This window comes from Caballeronia sordidicola, from assembly GCF_000729995.1.
In the GTDB taxonomy this organism is placed as follows: Bacteria; Pseudomonadota; Gammaproteobacteria; order Burkholderiales; family Burkholderiaceae; genus Caballeronia; species Caballeronia sordidicola_A.
On record NZ_JNFG01000014.1, the window covers coordinates 64,757 to 81,904 of the forward strand.

General features: G+C 59.9%; 14 protein-coding genes and 1 tRNA gene. 7 read left to right on the plus strand and 8 right to left on the minus strand.

Annotated elements, in window-relative coordinates; translation table 11 throughout:
- Positions 1 to 145 precede the first annotated feature (145 nt).
- The 4 genes from FH08_RS52565 to pepN form a co-directional block, all read right to left on the minus strand.
- Positions 146 to 295, minus strand: coding sequence for a hypothetical protein (locus FH08_RS52565; RefSeq protein ID WP_160172473.1), 150 nt, complete (start codon positions 293 to 295; stop codon positions 146 to 148).
- A 666-nt stretch (positions 296 to 961) separates the two neighbouring features.
- Positions 962 to 1,037: transfer RNA gene (locus FH08_RS0115330), tRNA-Thr, on the minus strand.
- Positions 1,038 to 1,091: 54 nt separating this feature from the next.
- On the minus strand, positions 1,092 to 2,117 hold the full coding sequence (locus FH08_RS0115335; RefSeq protein ID WP_031359160.1) for a class 1 fructose-bisphosphatase: 1,026 nt from the start codon (positions 2,115 to 2,117) through the stop codon (positions 1,092 to 1,094).
- 211 nt (positions 2,118 to 2,328) lie between these two features.
- The gene (pepN, locus tag FH08_RS0115340) at positions 2,329 to 5,037 is read right to left on the minus strand and encodes an aminopeptidase N (protein WP_031359161.1); all 2,709 of its coding nucleotides are present in this window, start codon (positions 5,035 to 5,037) and stop codon (positions 2,329 to 2,331) included.
- A gap of 254 nt (positions 5,038 to 5,291) precedes the next feature.
- Here pepN and FH08_RS0115345 point away from each other — a divergent pair, with 254 nt between their 5' ends.
- From FH08_RS0115345 to aepY, 7 genes are all read left to right on the plus strand, one after another.
- Positions 5,292 to 6,038: a DUF4136 domain-containing protein gene (locus FH08_RS0115345; protein ID WP_152602839.1), complete on the plus strand. Its 747-nt coding sequence runs from the start codon at positions 5,292 to 5,294 to the stop codon at positions 6,036 to 6,038.
- A 195-nt stretch (positions 6,039 to 6,233) separates the two neighbouring features.
- Positions 6,234 to 6,938, plus strand: a complete 705-nt coding sequence (locus FH08_RS0115350) for a CDP-alcohol phosphatidyltransferase family protein (RefSeq protein ID WP_031359163.1) — start codon at positions 6,234 to 6,236, stop codon at positions 6,936 to 6,938.
- The gene (locus tag FH08_RS0115355) at positions 6,935 to 7,753 is read left to right on the plus strand and encodes a 2OG-Fe(II) oxygenase (RefSeq protein ID WP_081889485.1); all 819 of its coding nucleotides are present in this window, start codon (positions 6,935 to 6,937) and stop codon (positions 7,751 to 7,753) included. Before FH08_RS0115350 ends, FH08_RS0115355 begins: the two co-directional genes overlap by 4 nt.
- Positions 7,750 to 8,757, plus strand: a complete 1,008-nt coding sequence (locus FH08_RS0115360; protein ID WP_031359165.1) for a flippase-like domain-containing protein — start codon at positions 7,750 to 7,752, stop codon at positions 8,755 to 8,757. The genes FH08_RS0115355 and FH08_RS0115360 overlap by 4 nt, the downstream gene beginning before the upstream one ends.
- A 21-nt stretch (positions 8,758 to 8,778) precedes the next feature.
- A complete protein-coding gene (locus FH08_RS0115365; RefSeq protein ID WP_031359166.1) occupies positions 8,779 to 9,546 on the plus strand; it encodes an NTP transferase domain-containing protein in 768 nt (255 codons plus the stop codon).
- Positions 9,543 to 11,243: a phosphoenolpyruvate mutase gene (aepX, locus tag FH08_RS0115370; RefSeq protein ID WP_031359167.1), complete on the plus strand. Its 1,701-nt coding sequence runs from the start codon at positions 9,543 to 9,545 to the stop codon at positions 11,241 to 11,243. Before FH08_RS0115365 ends, aepX begins: the two co-directional genes overlap by 4 nt.
- Entirely contained in the window at positions 11,240 to 12,415 is a 1,176-nt protein-coding gene (gene aepY, locus FH08_RS0115375; protein WP_031359168.1) for a phosphonopyruvate decarboxylase, read from the plus strand. The genes aepX and aepY overlap by 4 nt, the downstream gene beginning before the upstream one ends.
- Positions 12,416 to 12,484: 69 nt before the next feature.
- On the opposite strand, the gene FH08_RS0115380 is transcribed toward aepY, so the two are convergent.
- The 4 genes from FH08_RS0115380 to FH08_RS0115400 all read right to left on the minus strand — a co-directional run bounded on the left by FH08_RS0115380 (position 12,485) and on the right by FH08_RS0115400 (position 17,121).
- A complete protein-coding gene (locus FH08_RS0115380) occupies positions 12,485 to 12,955 on the minus strand; it encodes a hypothetical protein (protein ID WP_031359169.1) in 471 nt (156 codons plus the stop codon).
- 397 nt (positions 12,956 to 13,352) lie between these two features.
- On the minus strand, positions 13,353 to 14,684 hold the full coding sequence (guaD, locus tag FH08_RS0115390; protein ID WP_031359170.1) for a guanine deaminase: 1,332 nt from the start codon (positions 14,682 to 14,684) through the stop codon (positions 13,353 to 13,355).
- A 35-nt stretch (positions 14,685 to 14,719) separates the two neighbouring features.
- A complete protein-coding gene (locus tag FH08_RS0115395) occupies positions 14,720 to 16,081 on the minus strand; it encodes an NCS2 family permease (protein ID WP_031359171.1) in 1,362 nt (453 codons plus the stop codon).
- Positions 16,082 to 16,092: 11 nt separating this feature from the next.
- A complete protein-coding gene (locus FH08_RS0115400) occupies positions 16,093 to 17,121 on the minus strand; it encodes an adenosine deaminase (protein WP_031359172.1) in 1,029 nt (342 codons plus the stop codon).
- Between the last annotated feature and the right edge of the window lie 27 nt (positions 17,122 to 17,148).

A 17,148-nucleotide genomic window follows, 5' to 3' on the forward strand; every position in this document is an offset into this window, starting at 1 on the left:
CCAGTCGTGCTATTCCAGTCGTTCTATTAATACCCGCGTGCGAATCCGGCGCTGCTGCAAAGTCGGGCTGCAACGATCAAGCGTCCGGAAACCGCTGCTTGCACAACATCTGCAAACACTGTGGTCGTACTGCGCATTTCAGCAATTATTTCGGGTCGCACAGGTTACGTTGCTCGTCGAAGAATGCCCGCACGTATTCGGGCAACTCTGCGAGGAATTCGACCCCGACCGGTTCTTGATCCGGACATTGCACCTTGTCGGGCGTCGGGATTTTCGTCGGCTTGGCGTCCATCATTTTCTCTCCTTGTATGGGTCGATTATCAATCTCGACTCTGGCTTCGCGCTAGCGTCGAATGCGCGGCTGGCGCATTTCCACGTTTCTCTGTTGCTTTAACGGAACATCCTTCGCGTGACTTAAGGCTGTGATAATTTTCGGCTCAGCAGCCGATATTTTTCCGCGCCTCAGGATTCGTTCTCTAACTAATTTCGCCACCACTTCCACTGATTAACTCGTCGCCTGCTTATTGTTGATCCTTGTCGACACCTCGCGGCGGCAGCTGCCCCTATTTCGCAAGCCACTTCAAAGTACCCCGGCTTTTCTGCCCGGCCAATTCTGTACGCGAAAACCCGGGTCGTTGCTTAAAACCGAGTTCCCTTAATAGTGATAACGGCACGATTCGGCTGCGGTTGACCGTTTTATCCATAATTAAAAAAATTTAACGTTTCGCTATGTCTGAAAGCGCACGTATTCATACAATCATTCATCTAAACGAATGTTCGCAAATCACGCGAGAAGAAAGCATCGAGGAAACGACGGGAAGTTTATGAATTGCGCTCACTTAAAGTTTCACTTTAAGTACATGAACTTACCGATTGATCCTGAAGATAATTTTGAGATGAGACCGAAAAATTAAAAAACCCGCGAAGCCTGGAGGCGACGCGGGTTTCTTGAAATGAAGCTTGGTGCCGGAAAGAGGAATCGAACCCCCGACCTTCGCATTACGAATGCGCTGCTCTACCGTCTGAGCTATTCCGGCATCAGAGAACCGAGATTATAAGGACCTTCCGGCGAGTTTGGCAACACCCTACGGTCAATTAATTTCCGAGTGGTAGCGCGTCACGCGTTCGACCTCGTTTTTCGATCCGAGGAACACCGGCACGCGCTGATGCAGGTTGGTCGGAACGATGTCGAGGATGCGCTGCTCCCCATCCGTCGCAGCGCCACCGGCCTGTTCGACGATGAACGCCATCGGGTTCGCTTCGTACAACAGGCGCAGCTTGCCCGGGCGATCGGGCGTGCGTTTGTCGGCGGGGTACATGAACACGCCGCCGCGGTTCAGGATACGGTGCACGTCCGCGACCATCGACGCGATCCAGCGCATGTTGAAGTCCTCCTTGCGCGGACCGTCCTTGCCTTCGTTCAGCTCGTTCACATACTTTTGGACCGGCTCGTACCAGTGACGGCTATTCGATGCGTTGACTGCGTACTCGCGGGTGTCGGCGGGGATCTGCATGTTGCTGTGCGTGAGTACCCACGAACCCAGCTCGCGATCGAGCGTAAAGCAGTTCACGCCGTAGCCGGTGGTCAGCACGAAAACGGTTTGCGGACCATAAACTGCATAGCCGGCCGCGACTTGCGCCGAGCCCGGCTGCATGAAGGCCTGTTCGCTCGGCTCTGCACCGTCCGGGCATCGCAGCACTGAAAAGATAGTGCCGATAGACACGTTCACGTCGATATTCGACGAGCCGTCGAGCGGATCGAACGTGAGCAGATAGTTGCCCTTCGGATAGCGGTTCGGAATGGGGAAGATCTTTTCCATTTCTTCCGATGCCATCGCGGCCAGGTTGCCGCCCCATTCGTTGGCTTCGAGCAGGATTTCGTTCGAGAGAATATCGAGTTTCTTCTGCACTTCGCCCTGGACGTTCTCGCTGCCCGCGGTACCCAGCGCTTCACCCAACGCGCCCTTGCTCACTTGAAAGCCGATCTGTTTGCATGCGCGTGCGATCACTTCGATCAACAGCCGAAGGTCCGCGGGAAGGTTTTGATGTTCCCGCTGCTGCTCGATCAGATACTTGGTCAGCGTCGTGCGACGGGAGATAGATGATGGGGTCGACATTGCGTTGGGCTCCAGGAGCGTTAGACGAATGCCTCAGATTCTACCCGCTTGGAATGTGTCTCCCGATGTCACAGAAATGTGGCGCACATTTAACGGCTTGCTGCGAGACGCGTACTCTGGTTTTCGAGACGGCAACCTTGCATAAAAAAACCGGCGCCCGCAGCGCCGTTTTCCGTGAGCCGGGATAGAGAGAAAAAAAGGATTAAACCCCTCAGCCCAGCGCTTTTTCCACAATCTCGCGTACATCGCGCGATTTCACCTTCGACGCCACCAATTCCAGCGCCGCATGCGCCTTCTCGCGCAAAGCCGGCGTATACCGGCGCCATTGCTCCAGCGTGCGAGCAAGGCGTGCAGCCACCTGAGGGTTCATTGCGTCGAGCGCTGCGACCTGTTCGGCCCAGAACGCGTACCCGGAACCATCTGCAGCGTGGAATTGCGCCGGATTCGCACCGCAGAAGCTGAAAATCAGCGAGCGGGCGCGATTGGGATTTTTCAGCGTGAACGCTGGGTGTTGCATCAGCTTGCGCACGATGTCGAGCACATTACGCTTGGGGCCGCCGCGTTGCGTGGCCTGCAGCGCGAACCATTTGTCGATCACGAGCGGCTCTTTCTCGAAGCGTTGGTAGAAGTCGCTGAGCGCGGCATCGGCGACGCGGGTATCGACGGAACCTGATGCGCCCGCCGTCAGCAACGCCGACAACGCAGCCGACCGGTCCGTCATGTTGTTCGCGGCGTCGTACTGGGCACTCGCCAGTTCGATCGCGCGGGTGGGGTCGTCGAGCTGGCTCAGGTAGGCGAGAGCAAGATTCTTCAGCCCGCGCTTGCCGGCGTCATCCGGCGTCGCGCAATATTCGCCCGGCGTGCGGTTCGCTTCGTACACCGCGAGCCAACGGTCGCGCAGGCCTGTGGCGAGGCGGCGGCTGACGAACACACGTGCTGCGTGAACGGCGGCGGGGTCCGACACAGCCATCTGTTCCGCAAGATATCCCTCGGACGGCAACATCAGCGCGAGTTCCTGGAATGCCGGCGTGAGGGTGCTGTCGTTGAGTACCTGGGCGAATGCGGATACCACCTGGTCGTCGAGCGTCAGTTCCTCACCTTTCGATGCCCGATCCGCCAGCGCAAGCAGTTCGCGCGTCGCGAGGCGCTGGCCGGCTTCCCATCGATTGAACGGGTCGCTGTCATGAGCGAGCAAAAACGCGAGCTGTTCGTTGGTGTAGTCGTAGTCGACCACCACCGGCGCCGAGAAATTGCGCAGCAACGAGGGCAACGGCTCTTCGGCGACATCGGCGAACGTGAAGGTTTGTTCCTGTTCCGTGAACTCCAGCACGCGCGTGGTGCCTTGCGGTTCTTTCTCACCATCCAGCTTCAGTGGCAAGTCATCTCCGTTCCTGCCGATCAGGCCGACCGAGAACGGAATCAACAGCGGACCCTTTTGGGTTGCGCGTGCGGCTTCGGACCCTTCGCCGTAGCCTTGCGTGAGCGTCAGCGTGTAACGCTTCGCGGCAGCGTCGTAACGCGTGCGTACCGTGAGCCGGGGCGTGCCCGCCTGACTGTACCAGCGCTCGAATTGCGCTAGGTCGCGGCCGTTGGCGTCGGCCATGGCGTGGCGGAAATCGTCACAGGTGACTGCCTGTCCATCGTGGCGCTGGAAATACAGGTCCATGCCGCGGCGGAAACCGTCGCGCCCAAGCAGCGTCTGATACATACGCACGACTTCCGAGCCTTTTTCATAGACGGTCATCGTGTAGAAGTTGTTGATCTCCACGTAGCTTTCCGGGCGCACCGGATGCGCCATCGGACCGGCGTCCTCGGCGAATTGCATCTGGCGCAGCACGCGAACGTCGTCAATCCGTTTGGTGGCGCGCGCCGCGTCGCTGGCCGCGCCCGGTTCGAGTCCGGCGGCCATGTCGGCGGAAAATTCCTGGTCGCGGAATACCGTCAGGCCTTCCTTCAGGCTCAACTGGAACCAGTCGCGGCAGGTCACGCGGTTGCCCGTCCAGTTGTGGAAGTACTCATGACCGACCACGGCTTCAATGTTGCTGAAATCCACGTCCGTAGCCGTTTCGGGATTCGCGAGCACGTACTTCGTATTGAAGATGTTCAAGCCCTTGTTTTCCATTGCGCCCATGTTGAAGTCGCTCACGGCAACAATCATGAAGCGGTCCAGGTCGAGCTCAAGCCCAAAGCGGCGTTCGTCCCATTCGATGGAATGAACCAGCGAATCCATGGCGTGCTGGGTCTTGTCGAGATCGTGAGGTTCGACCCAGACCTGCAGCAGTTTTTCCTTGCCCGAACCGGTCTTCATCCGCTGCTCGAGCTTGACGAGCTTGCCGGCCACCAGCGCGAACAGGTAGCTCGGTTTCTTGAACGGGTCTTCCCAACGCGCGAAATGCCGGCCATCTTCGAGATCGCCTTCTTCGATCAGGTTGCCGTTCGACAACAACACCGGGTACGCCGCCTTGTCCGCCCGCAACGTGACGGTGTAAGTGGCCATGACATCGGGACGGTCGAGGAAATACGTGATGCGCCGGAAGCCCTCGGCCTCGCATTGCGTAAAGAAATTGCCGCCGGATACGTACAGGCCCGACAAGGTCGTGTTCTCAACCGGATTGCACGTGCTCTCCAGAGTCAATTCAAACGCGTCGGGAATATTGCTCACCGACAAACCGTTCTCAGTAACGCGGACATCCGCATGCGGGCGCCCGTCCAGCGTGGCGCCAACGAATTCCATCTGCTCGCCGAGCAACTCCAGCGTTGCCGCAGGTGCGGCATCCGGATTACGGCGCAGTCGGATGGTGTTGCGCACTACCGTGCGTTCGGGGACGAGATCGAATTCGAGCGCGACGGTATCAATCAGGAATGCGGGCGGCGTGTAGTCGGCGCGGCGGATTACGGCAGGTGCGGTCGAATTGGACATGGCGGTTCTGATTGAGTTGAGCGGGTGCCTTTTCTTTCCAGGCGGCCTTGTGTCGGACCATTGTACAAAGGCTCGCGGGATCGTGCGCTCGATTCGGGGTCGGCCGAATGGCCTGTTTCCCGAACTTCGTCTATTTGTGAAGGTCTTTAAACAGGTGAAGTCAGGCGGTTTTCGCGCGGTGCGTGCGACACTTCACGGTTGCTGTTTTACGCATGACATCGCAACAAAAATCAACAAGATATATGAGGTCGGCCATGACGTTGGGACGGTTGTTCGGGGAATGGAAGAGTGCGGCGCGCGTGGTGCTGATAACGGGGTTCGCGTTGCTCGGAGGTTGTACGACCTACGTTCAGACGCAGGTGGCGGCGTTCTCCGACTGGTCCGGGACGGACGCCACGCGGACCTATGCGTTCGTGCGCTCGGCGCCGCAGCAAAACAGCATTGAACAGAAAACCTACGAAGTGCTCGCTGCGAACGAGCTCGCCACTCATTCGTTCAAGCAGGTATCCGACGCCAGCGCGCGTTATCTGGTGGAACTATCCTATTCGATTCGCGGCGATATGGTCACCGTCCGCCAGCCCGTCTATTACGATCCATGGCCCATGTACGGCGGTTGGTACGGCCGACCGTACGGATGGGGCGGATTCGGAGGATACGGAGGGTGGGGCGGCTGGGATATGGGACCGGCAGGTTATGTCGATCAAAGCTACCCGATCTTCGTCCACGCGCTGCAGATCCGCATGACCGAGCGCGAAAGTGGGCGCGAAGTGTACAAAGTGACTGCAAGCAATTCAGGTGGCGAATCGTCGCTGGTCCGGGCCATGCCTTATCTGATCCGCAGTGCGCTTGCGGATTTTCCGCTGGGCAACGGAACCGTGCGCACGGTGAAAATCCCGCTCGACAAAACGGGCGGCGTCAGCAATGAAGCGCCGGTTGCAGTAGGAACGAACGAGAAGGCCGCCGCTCCAGCGCTGGTTCCAGCACCGGTACCCGTGCAGTAGCCGTCAAGCCGGCGCGTTTCTAGTGGGTCTCGAATGAGAAAAATTTACCGTTACGGAGACCGGTTAGCGATCCAGTCCCCACCTTCGTTGCAGTCCGCGAAACGCTCGAATTTCGATTGAAAATCCGCATTCTTAGAGGCGTATGGCGAAGCGCCCTTGTATGCAATTAAATTCGAAACGAGATATATTTCGAGGATGAACAAACCCCGCAACGCCCAACCACATGCGCTTCCTGAGCCCGCAACCTGGGATGCGCGGCTCGCCCGCCGCCTCGTTACACCGCTCGTCGGCACCCCGATTACACCGAATCACCTGACCACGCTGCGCTTGCTGATTGGCATTGCCGGCGCTTATTACCTGTCGGTCGGCAGCTTCTGGTCGTGCAGCTTGGGCGCGTTGCTGATTGCGCTGTCCAATTTCGTCGACCATACAGACGGCGAACTCGCACGAATCAGCGGGCAATCGAGCAAAATCGGTCATTTTTACGATCTCGCGTGCGATTCGGTGGTGACCGTGCTGCTGTTCGTGGGTCTAGGGTTTTATGTGAAAGTGCACCATCCGGCCATGATCGTCTCGGCCGAATGGCTGGGCGGGATTGCGGGCGTCGCCGTCGCGCTGATCTTCTTCTTGCGCATGCGGATTGAGTCGATGGCGGGCAAGAGCGGCACGAAGCAGGCTTCCATGGCGGGTTTCGAGACCGAAGATGTCCTGTATCTGCTGCCGGTGGTGACGCTGCTCAACGGCATGACGCCATTCCTGGTGGCCGCCTCTGTTGGCGCTCCGCTATTTGCTGTGTGGGTTGTCGTGGATTATCAACGCGCGCTCCGGCGTGTCGCGCGGGCCACGGCGAGCGACAAAGACCCCGATGGTCAAGATCAAGATTTGCAGGCTGTTCAATGAATTCATCTGTCGATTCCTTATCCCCTCACGAGCTTGGCGGCAAGTCCGCTGAGCGCAAGAGCCTTCACGCGCTCGACGAAACCTTGGCCGCGCATCTTCAGCGCCTGTCTCCCGAGAGCCAAACCGCGAAGCTGCACAAAACGTTCGATAACCAGGGCGCGTTCCTGTATCTGGATGATTTTCTGCCGCGCGAGTTCACCGAGAAGCTGGTCGTTGCTGTCCATGCCGTCACACCTGCGATCAACCGCAATTATTTGCCAGGACACAAGCAAGGCGGCAGCGTCAGCCGTCACGCGATCGACGAACTCGCGCCGTTCATCGCGGAGTTGTACCGCTCACCGGCGCTGATCAGCTGGCTGGAGAAAATCAGCGGCGACACGCTCCAGGAATCTCCCGCCGACGACCCGCACGCGTACGCGCTGTATTTCTATACGAAGGCGGGCGACCATATCGGCTGGCACTACGATACGTCGTACTACGAAGGCCGCCGCTACACCATGCTGCTCGGCGTGATGGACGATTCGTCGTGCCGTCTCGACTATGAGCTGCACACCCGCACGCCGGAAATTCCCGACCAGCCAGGTTCGGTGCAGATTCCGCCGGGCGGCCTGGTTTTCTTCGATGGCGACAAACTGCGCCATCGCATCACACCTGCGCGCGCAGGCGAATTCCGGGTCTCGCTGACCTTCGAATACGTCACGAATCCGAACATGCGTCCGTGGCAGCGGTTCATCTCGAACATGAAGGATTCGATCGCGTACTTTGGCTTCGGACAGGTTTTCCGCCGCAAAGGCGGGAAGAACGGCGCAGCATGAGCCGCGCCGGAACGGTCCTCCTGTCGCTCGGCGTGGTGTTGTTCATCGCGCTGCTCAGCTGGCAGGGCTTCGGTTCCGTCGCGACCGCGCTCGCGGCCGCAGGCTGGGGTCTGCTCGCGGTGGCGGCGTTCCATTTGCTGCCTGTCGTGATCGATGCGCTGGCTATCGAAACGCTCTTCGCCCGCAATGAACGCGATGTGAGCTTCCGCGACGCGCTGCTCGCGCGCTGGACCGGTGAGTCGGTGAACAGCCTGATGCCGGCCGGACAGATTGGCGGTCCCATGCTGATGGTGCGTTATCTCTCGCAGCGCGGCATGCGGGCGCGCGACGCCGCTGCCGTCATTACCGTCAGCACGACGATGCAATCCGTCGGGCAAATGATCTTCGCCATGCTCGGCCTCGCGCTGCTGAGCAGCTATGTGTCGGGCGTGGGCATGCTGCTGCCGGTGCTGATCGTGATCGTGGCGTGCTCGCTGATGGTCGTCGGCTTTTTCTTCGCGCAGCGCAAGGGTTTGTTCGCTCGCACGACGCGTTTTGCTTCGCAATTTGCTGCGCGCTTTTCGAAGAAGCGCGACTGGTCGTCGCTGGTGTCGCGCGCGGAAGCAGTGGACACCGCCGTGCTCGAACTCTACAAAAAGCCCGGACCGGTCGCGGCGAGTTTCGCGTTGAGCCTTCTGGGCTGGATCGTGGGGACTGGCGAGGTGTGGCTTGCGTTACGTTTGCTGGGTTCGCCGGTCGGCTGGGGCGAAGCGCTGATGCTGGAGAGCCTCGGTCAGGCCATTCGGGGCGCTGCGTTCTTCATTCCGGGTTCGCTGGGCGTGCAGGAGGGTGGCTACTTGCTGCTCGCGCGTCTGATCGGTCTGCCGCCGGAAGCCGCGCTCGCGCTTTCGTTAGCGAAGCGCGCACGGGAGTTACTGCTCGGCTTGCCGGGTATCGTTTATCTGCATTTCGCTGAAAAGGGCTGGCAGCGTCGTCGTCTCGCGCGCGTGCCGGATATCGAATAAAGCATCACCGATAGGATCAACATGCGCGCAATTATTCTTGCCGCCGGGATGGGTTTGCGCCTGGTTCAGCCGGAAGGGCAGCAAAAGCCGAAGTGCCTGCTGCGTTTCGGCGAGTCGTCGCTGCTCGAACGCCATCTTCAATTGCTGAAGACGGCCGGCGTTAAAGAAATCGTCTTCGTGCTCGGCTTCAAGCATGAGCAGGTGGAAGCGGAACTTGCTTCGATCGACTGGAAACCGCACACGGAAGTGGTTGTGAACCGCGAGTTTTCGCTCGGCAGCGTGCTGTCCGTGCACACGGCGGCCGAAGCGCTGACGCGCGGCGGCGACGTGCTGCTGATGGACGCCGACGTGCTCTACGACGAACGCATTCTCGAGCCGCTGGTGGCGGGCGCGGGACCGGTAAATCGCCTGTTGATCGACCGTGATTTCGAAGCCGGCGATGAGCCCGTGAAGCTTTGCGTGGCGAACGGCGTGCCGGTGGAATTGCGCAAGCAAGTGCTGGCGGACCTTCAGTTCGACGTGATTGGCGAGTCGGTGGGATTTTTCCGCTTCGATGAAACCGCTGCACGGCGTCTGGCCGAACTCGTCGCGGGGTATATCGAGACGGGCCGTGCCAACTTGCCGCACGAGGAAGCCGTACGCGATTTGCTGCTGGAACGCAGCCAGGTATTCGACGTGGCCGACGTAACCGGCGCGCCTTGGATAGAAATCGATTTTCAGAACGACGTTAAACGCGCGGCCGACGAAGTCTTGCCGCAACTGCGTCAGCTTGCAGGAGCTCTACGATGAATGCACCGTATCAACTACCCGCTGCTTATGCACGCAGCCTTCGCCTGCGCGAGATGCTGCAGAGCAATCAGCTCGAATTCCTGATGGAAGCGCACAACGGCTTGTCCGCGCGCATTGTGAAGGAAGCCGGTTTCAAGGCGATTTGGGGATCGGGTCTCACGATCTCCGCGCAGTTCGGCGTACGCGACAACAACGAAGCGAGTTGGACGCAAGTGGTCGACACGCTGGAGTTCATGGCGGACGCGAGCGACCTGCCTATCCTGCTTGATGGCGACACCGGTTATGGCAACTTCAACAACGTGCGCCGGCTGGTAAAAAAGCTGGAGCAGCGCGGCATTGCCGGCGTCTGTATCGAAGACAAGCAGTTTCCGAAGACCAATAGTTTTCTCAACGGCGAGCGCCAGCCGCTGGCCGAGATGGACGAATTCTGCGGCAAGATCAAGGCCGGCAAGGACTCGCAAAGCGATCCGAATTTCTCCATCGTCGCGCGCGTGGAAGCGTTGATCGCGGGCTGGGGCATGGAAGAAGCGTTGAAGCGCGCGGAGGCTTATCGCCAGGCGGGTGCCGATGCCATCCTGATTCACAGCAAGCTGTCCAAGCCGGACGAAATTCTCACGTTCGCACGCGAATGGGCTGGCCGCGGCCCGCTCGTGATCGTGCCGACCAAGTACTACAGCACGCCGACCGATGTGTTCCGCCAGGCCGGTATCAGCACGGTGATCTGGGCGAACCATTTGCTGCGCGGCGCGGCGTCGACCATGCAGGCGATCGCGAAGGAAATCTACAGCAGCGAGACGCTCGTGAATGTGGAAGACCGCGTGGCGACGGTGAACGAAATCTTCCGTCTGCAAGACGCCGAAGAATATTCGGCGGCTGAAAGCGTGTATCTGTCGTCGGCGAGTGCATCGCGTAATGCTGTCGTGCTGGCGGCAAGCCGGGGCGCCGGGCTGGAAGCCGTTACCGCCGATAAACCCAAGGTCATGCTGCCCATCGCAGGCAAGCCGCTGCTGCGTCGCCTAGTGGAAGCGTTCAAGAAAGAAGGGATCAACGATATTACGGTGGTCGGTGGTTATCGGGCCGATGCCATCGATACATCGGGTATCCGCCTCGTCGTGAACGAGAAGCACGAGCAGACGGGTGAACTGGCGTCGCTGGCATGCGCGGCGAAATCGTTCACCGCCGACACCGTGATCTCCTACGGCGACCTCTTGTTCCGCAGCTACATTCTTCGCGATCTGGTGGAATCGGACAGCGATTTCTGCGTGGTCGTGGATTCGTCACAGACGCCGGCAGCCGGCGGGGCATCGACGGACTTTGCGTACTGCTCCACGGCGGACGATCGCGCGTTGTTCGGGCAGAAGGTCTGGCTCGAAAGCGTGACGAGCTCGGCCGGTCCGACGAATTCCAAGACGCCGCAAGGCCGCTGGATGGGCCTGCTCAATGTGCGCGGCGCAGGCCGTGAACGTCTGGTCGCGATGCTCGAAAAACTGCAGCAACGCGCTGACTTCAACAAGCTCGACATGGCCGCGTTGCTCAACGCGCTGATTGCCGCGGACGAAAAGATCGAAGTGCAGTACGTGCACGGTCACTGGCGCGGCGTGAACGACCTCGACGAGTTGCGCCAAGCCGGCGATTTCGCGCACGGCCAGGCGCCGTACGGATCGAACGGCTCAGGCTCGTCGGAGGCCGGCGCGTGATCGAAGCTGCACAATTTGTCGAAGCTGCGCGCGAGCGCGGTTTCGACTGGTACGCGGGCGTGCCGTGCTCGTACTTGACGCCGTTCATCAACTACGTGCTGCAGGATGAGTCGCTGAACTATGTGTCGGCGGCGAATGAGGGCGACGCGGTTGCATTGATCGCGGGCGTGGCGCTGGGCGCATCGGGCGTGCATAAGGCGCGTCGCGGCATTTCGATGATGCAGAACTCCGGGCTCGGCAATGCGGTGAGCCCGCTGACCTCGCTCACGTGGACGTTCAGGCTGCCGCAATTGTTGATCGTCACGTGGCGCGGTCAACCGGGTGTTGCCGATGAACCGCAGCACGCGCTGATGGGACCCGTCACGCCGGCCATGCTCGACACGATGGAAATTCCGTGGGAACTGTTCCCCACGGAAGCCGATGCAATCGGACCCGCGCTCGATCGTGCAACCGCGCATATGGACAGCACGGGGCGCCCGTACGCATTGGTGATGCAGAAGGGCAGCGTCGCGCCGTACAAGTTGAACAAGAAAGGCTTGAGCGGGGTGCGTCAGCGCGCGTTGAACGAGCGCGCCGAGGTTCAGTCGTTTGAAGGCACGGGCGAACGCGCGTCACGTCGCGACGCTTTGGAACGCGTGATCGCGCATACGCCGAAAGAGTCGACGGTCGTGCTGGCATCGACGGGATTTTGCGGGCGGGAACTCTACGCTATCGATGACCGTGAGAACCAGCTCTACCTGGTTGGATCGATGGGATGCGTGACGCCTATGGCGCTCGGCCTGGCGTTGTCGCGGCCTGACCTTCAGGTCATTGCGCTCGATGGCGATGGCGCCGCGCTGATGCGCATGAGCGTGTTCGCGACGCTCGGCGCTTACGGTCCGTCCAATCTCACGCACTTGTTGCTGGACAACGGTGCGCATGAGTCGACCGGTGGTCAGGCGACGGTGTCGGAGGGCGTAGAGTTCGCGCGGATCGCGTCTGCGTGCGGATACGCGCTCGCGCTGGACGGCGATGACGTCTCAATCGTCGACCGGCTGTTCGACGCGAAGGATGTCGATGGTGTGCGCTTCGCCCGTCTGTCGATCAACACCGGCACGCCGAGCGACCTGCCGCGCCCGTCGATTACGCCAGAAGATGTGCGTAGCCGGTTGCAGGCTCATATCGGAAGTTAGACAGCCCGCTATTCACCCAAAGGCCGCGCCAACTATTGTTAGCGCGGCCTTTGGTTTTCTGCCCACGCATCAATCGTGGTTGATCGTGGCTAATTGCGGCGAATCGGGCTTGCAGAAGATCGCGGTAATAAAAGGCGCGACGCGATGAATAACGGCGTCGCTGCCGGCTGCGCGAACCTTTTCCTTGACCGCGTTTTCCCCGCCGATCACGACGGCTCCATAAGCCGAATCGGCGATCGGTTCGCCATTTCCTTGCTTGAAAATCACGTCATTCTTCTGAAAACCGACTACCGCGAATACACCGAAATCAAATGCGGTCAGATGACTGTCGCGCGTTGGTCTAAACGCGTTGATTGAATTGGGCTCCACGCGCATGGGCGTGGTTTCTATCGCGTGGTTTTCCTGAAGCGGCGCGATAAACGCATGCGCGCTCGATTTGCAATCAAGTTGGGCGTCCAGCGCGTAAGCCGAAGCCTGCGCGGACGATGCTGCAATAAGGACGAATAAGCCGATGCGGACGGCTTTTATGAGTGGCTTCATGTTTGTTTCATCCCTCGCGCCCGTGAAGGACGCGACAGGAGTACGCACGCGGCGTTACCAAAAGCCTAGACTTTAGCGGTAAGCGGGAAAGTGTGCTTAAACAAGTGCTTAGAGCCCGTGTAGCGGGGCGGTGCGACGGGCGTTCGCGTTGAATTTGTGGTGAAATTCGCACAGCTGACGGTAGTCCTCAGTGGAATTACTGTCAGCTATGCGAATTGGTTTTTCGAAGCGACGAACCGCCCCGCGAAGGATGTCAGTTAATCGAAAGTCCAGATGCGGAAGTGGGCCGCGCTAAAGACAACGAGCGCGCCGAGCAAAAACTCGGCGCGCTCGTTATGTCCAGGCAGTACCGGGCGGGTCATCGTCGCTTTAAGCGCGAGACCCAATCGCTACTCCTTCAAGCTGCTGCTAACTCCGGCACCGTCCCGCGTCGCGTCTCTCTCCGATGCACGCATTTCCCTGCAGCATACGTCTCGAACACGGCGCGGTCGTCGCCGAGCATGGCGAATGCGAACAGCAGTTCTTCCAGCGATTCCGCCCGCGTCGTCCGGCGGTCCAGCAGAGGCGTACCGGACGGGTCGAGCACGACGAAATCCGCCTCGCTGCCGGGCTTCAGCGTTCCCACGCGGTCCGACATATCGAGCACTTCAGCCGCGCCCGTGGTCGCCAGCCAGAACATCCGCGCCGCGGTCAGGTGATGGCCCGTCAGGCGCGCGATCTTGTGTGCTTCGCCCATGGTTTGCAGCATCGAAAACGTCGTGCCGCCGCCTACATCGGTTGCGAGCGCCACCGGCATCTTCGCGGCCCCGGCCTTTTCGATATCGAACAAGCCGCTGCCGAGGAACAAATTCGATGTCGGGCAATGCGACGCCACCGCACCGGTTTCAGCCATGCGCTGGCGGTCGGTATCGTCGAGATAGATGCAATGGCCGTAGACCGCGCGCTGACGCAGCAAGTCATAGTGATCGTAGATATCCAGATAGCTCCGATGCCCCGGAAACAGGCTTTCGACCCACTTGATCTCATCGGTGTTTTCGGCAACGTGGCTCTGGATATACACGTCCTGGTGCTTGCGCGCGAGCACCGCACAGGCTTCGAGTTGCTCCTCCGTCGAGGTCGGCGCGAAACGTGGCGTCAGCGCGTATTCCTGTCGTCCGCGACCATGCCAGCGCGCGATAAGCTCCGCGCTGTCGTCATAGCCCGATTGCGCGGTATCACGAAGATACTCCGGGCAATTGCGGTCCATCAGCACCTTGCCCGCGATCATGCGCAGGTTGCGCGATTCGCTTTCGCTGAAGAAGGCATCGGCGGATTGCTTGTGGACCGTGCAGTACACGAGTGCGGTAGTCGTGCCGCAAGCAAGCAGTTCATCGATGAAAAAGCTTGCCGTCTCGCGTGCGTACGCTGGGTCCTCGAACTTGCGCTCGGTCGGAAACGTGTACGTGTTCAACCATGGCAACAGACCCGGCGCGGGCGACGCGATCATGTCGGTCTGCGGATAGTGAATGTGCGAGTCGATGAAACCCGGCACGATCAATTTGTCCCGCAGGTCCTTTACGATTGCATCGGGTGCGATGGCGTTGCGTAACGCCGCATACGCGCCCGCCGCCACCACGCGGCCCTCTTCCACCAGTAACAGGCCGTCGGTTTCATACACGGCGTTGTCATCGGAAAGAGCAGGGTCGTCGCGGAAAGTGAGTAGCTGTGCGCGGTAAGCGGTCTGAGTCATGGGTGAAACGTCTCCAGTAAAGCGGGTCAACGCCCTTATAGCTGTGTCAACAACAGCAACGACAGCGCGGCGACAATCCACATCGCCGGCTTGATTTCTTTTCTGCGGCCGGTGAACGACTTGATCACGACAAATGCGAGGAAACCGTACGCAATGCCATCGGTGATCGAATACGTCAGCGGGATCAGGATCATCGCGAGGAACGCGGGAATGGCTTCGTCGAAACGGCTCCATTCGATCTTCGTGATCGACTCCATCATGAATACGCCGACCAGCACAAGCGCGGGCGCGGTCGCGATGGCAGGCACCAGCGAGAGCAGCGGCGAGAGGAACAGGAAGGGCAGGAAACACAAGCCGGCGACCACCGCGACCAGCCCGGTGCGGCCGCCCGCCGATATCCCCGCCGCCGATTCTATGTACGCGTTCGCCGGGCTCGTGCCGAGCGGGGCGGAGACCAGCGCGGCGAACGAATCGACCATCATCGATTGACGGATGTTGCGCGGGTTGCCGTCTTCATCGTAGAGCTTGCCGGCTTCCGAGATCGCCATGAACGTGGAGAGCGCGTCGAAGAAAGACGTGAACAGCATTACGAAAATGAATGGCCAGTAAATCACCTTCAGCGAGCCGAGCAGGTCCAGTTGGCCGACCGCTGAGAAGTCCGGCGCCGAGAACAAACCGTTCCAGTTCACCAGCGTTTTCGTAGCAACGGCCGCGGGCCAGTAAGCGGTGCCGTCGCCCCAGAATCGGCCGATGGGAATCGCAATCACGGTCGTGAAAATGATGCCGATCATCAACGCGCCGGTCACCTTTCGTGCAACCAGAATCGTGGTGACCGCGAGGCCGATCAGGAACGTGATCACCACCGGATTCAGCGATGCCGAATGCACGATCGTCACGGGATCGCTGATAACAAACTTCGCGTTGACCAGTCCGATCAGGCTGATAAACAGTCCGATACCGCATGACACGGCATGACGCAGGTTCGCGGGAATCGCATCGACGACCAGCTTGCGTGCGTTGAACGCCGCGAGCACCGCGAAGATCACGCCGGACCAGAACACGCAGCCGAGCGCGGTCTGCCAGGGCATCTTGCCGGCGTGAACCATCACGAACGCGAACAGCGCGTTCATGCCCATGCCGGGCGCGACGAGGACCGGGTTGCGCGCATAGAGGCCCATCGCGCAACTGCCGAGGAAACTGACAATCACGGTGGCCGTCAGCGCTGCGGGAAAGGGCACGCCGGCCTGCGACAAGATTCCCGGATTGACGACGATGATGTACATCGCCGTGAGAAAGGTCGTGATGCCCGCAACAATCTCGGTCTTCGTGCGCGAACCCGCCGCACGGATGCCGAAGAAACGCTCGAGCGTGGTTGTGTCGTTGGTAATCGTAGCCATGACGTTCTCGCTCAAGCCGCCGTATGCCAATAGGCATCGAGTTTGGCTACCATCGCGAGTCGTTCGGCTTGAGTCACGAACGACGCTTCAAGGCTGTTCTTCAGCAGCGTGTAACACTCGGCGTCATTGAGTTTCAATGCATCGAGAATCGCGAAGTAATTGGCGTTTACGTAACCGCCGAAATACGCGGGATCGTCGGAGTTGATCATCACGGCCACGCCCTGATCCAGCAGCGCCTTGAGCGTGTGTTTCGCCATGTCGTCGAATACGCGCAGCTTCAGGTTCGACAGCGGGCAGACGGTCAGTGCGATACGGGCATCGGCGAGACGAGCGACCAGCGCCGGGTCTTCCATGCTGCGCACACCATGATCCACACGGTCCACTTTCAGCACGTCGAGCGCTTCGTACACGTACGCGGGCGGCCCTTCCTCACCTGCGTGCGCCACGAGCTTCAATCCCTTCTCGCGCGCCTTCGCGAACACGCGTGCGAACTTCGAAGGCGGATGGCCGCGTTCCGATGAATCCAGCCCGACACCGATCAACCGATGCGCATATTGATCGAACAAGGGCAACGCTTCATCGAAGGTCTTGAGCGCGTCTTCTTCCGGCAAATGGCGCAGGAAACACAGGATCAGCTTGCTCGTCAAACCGCGCCGCTCACCCTCGGCCAGCGCGCTTTCGATACCCGCAACTGCCGTAGCGATCGATACACCGCGTTCGGTATGCGTCTGCGGATCGAAGAAAATTTCGGTGTGCGTGACATGATCGGCGAGGGCGCGTTCGACATACGCCATCGTCATGTCGTGGAAATCGCGCTCGTGCAGCAGCACGCTCGCACCCGCATAGTAGATATCGAGAAACGATTGCAGGTCGGTGAACGCGTAGGCGGCGCGCAATGCGTCGATGGAGTCGTACGCGAGCGTCACGCCATTGCGTTTCGCGAGTTCGAAGATCAGCTCGGGTTCGAGCGAACCTTCAATATGAATGTGGAGTTCGGCCTTGGGCGCGTGGGCGATCTTGTCAGCGAGAGTGGGATTCATACTTGTTTTGTGCTTTAAAAGGTCTGG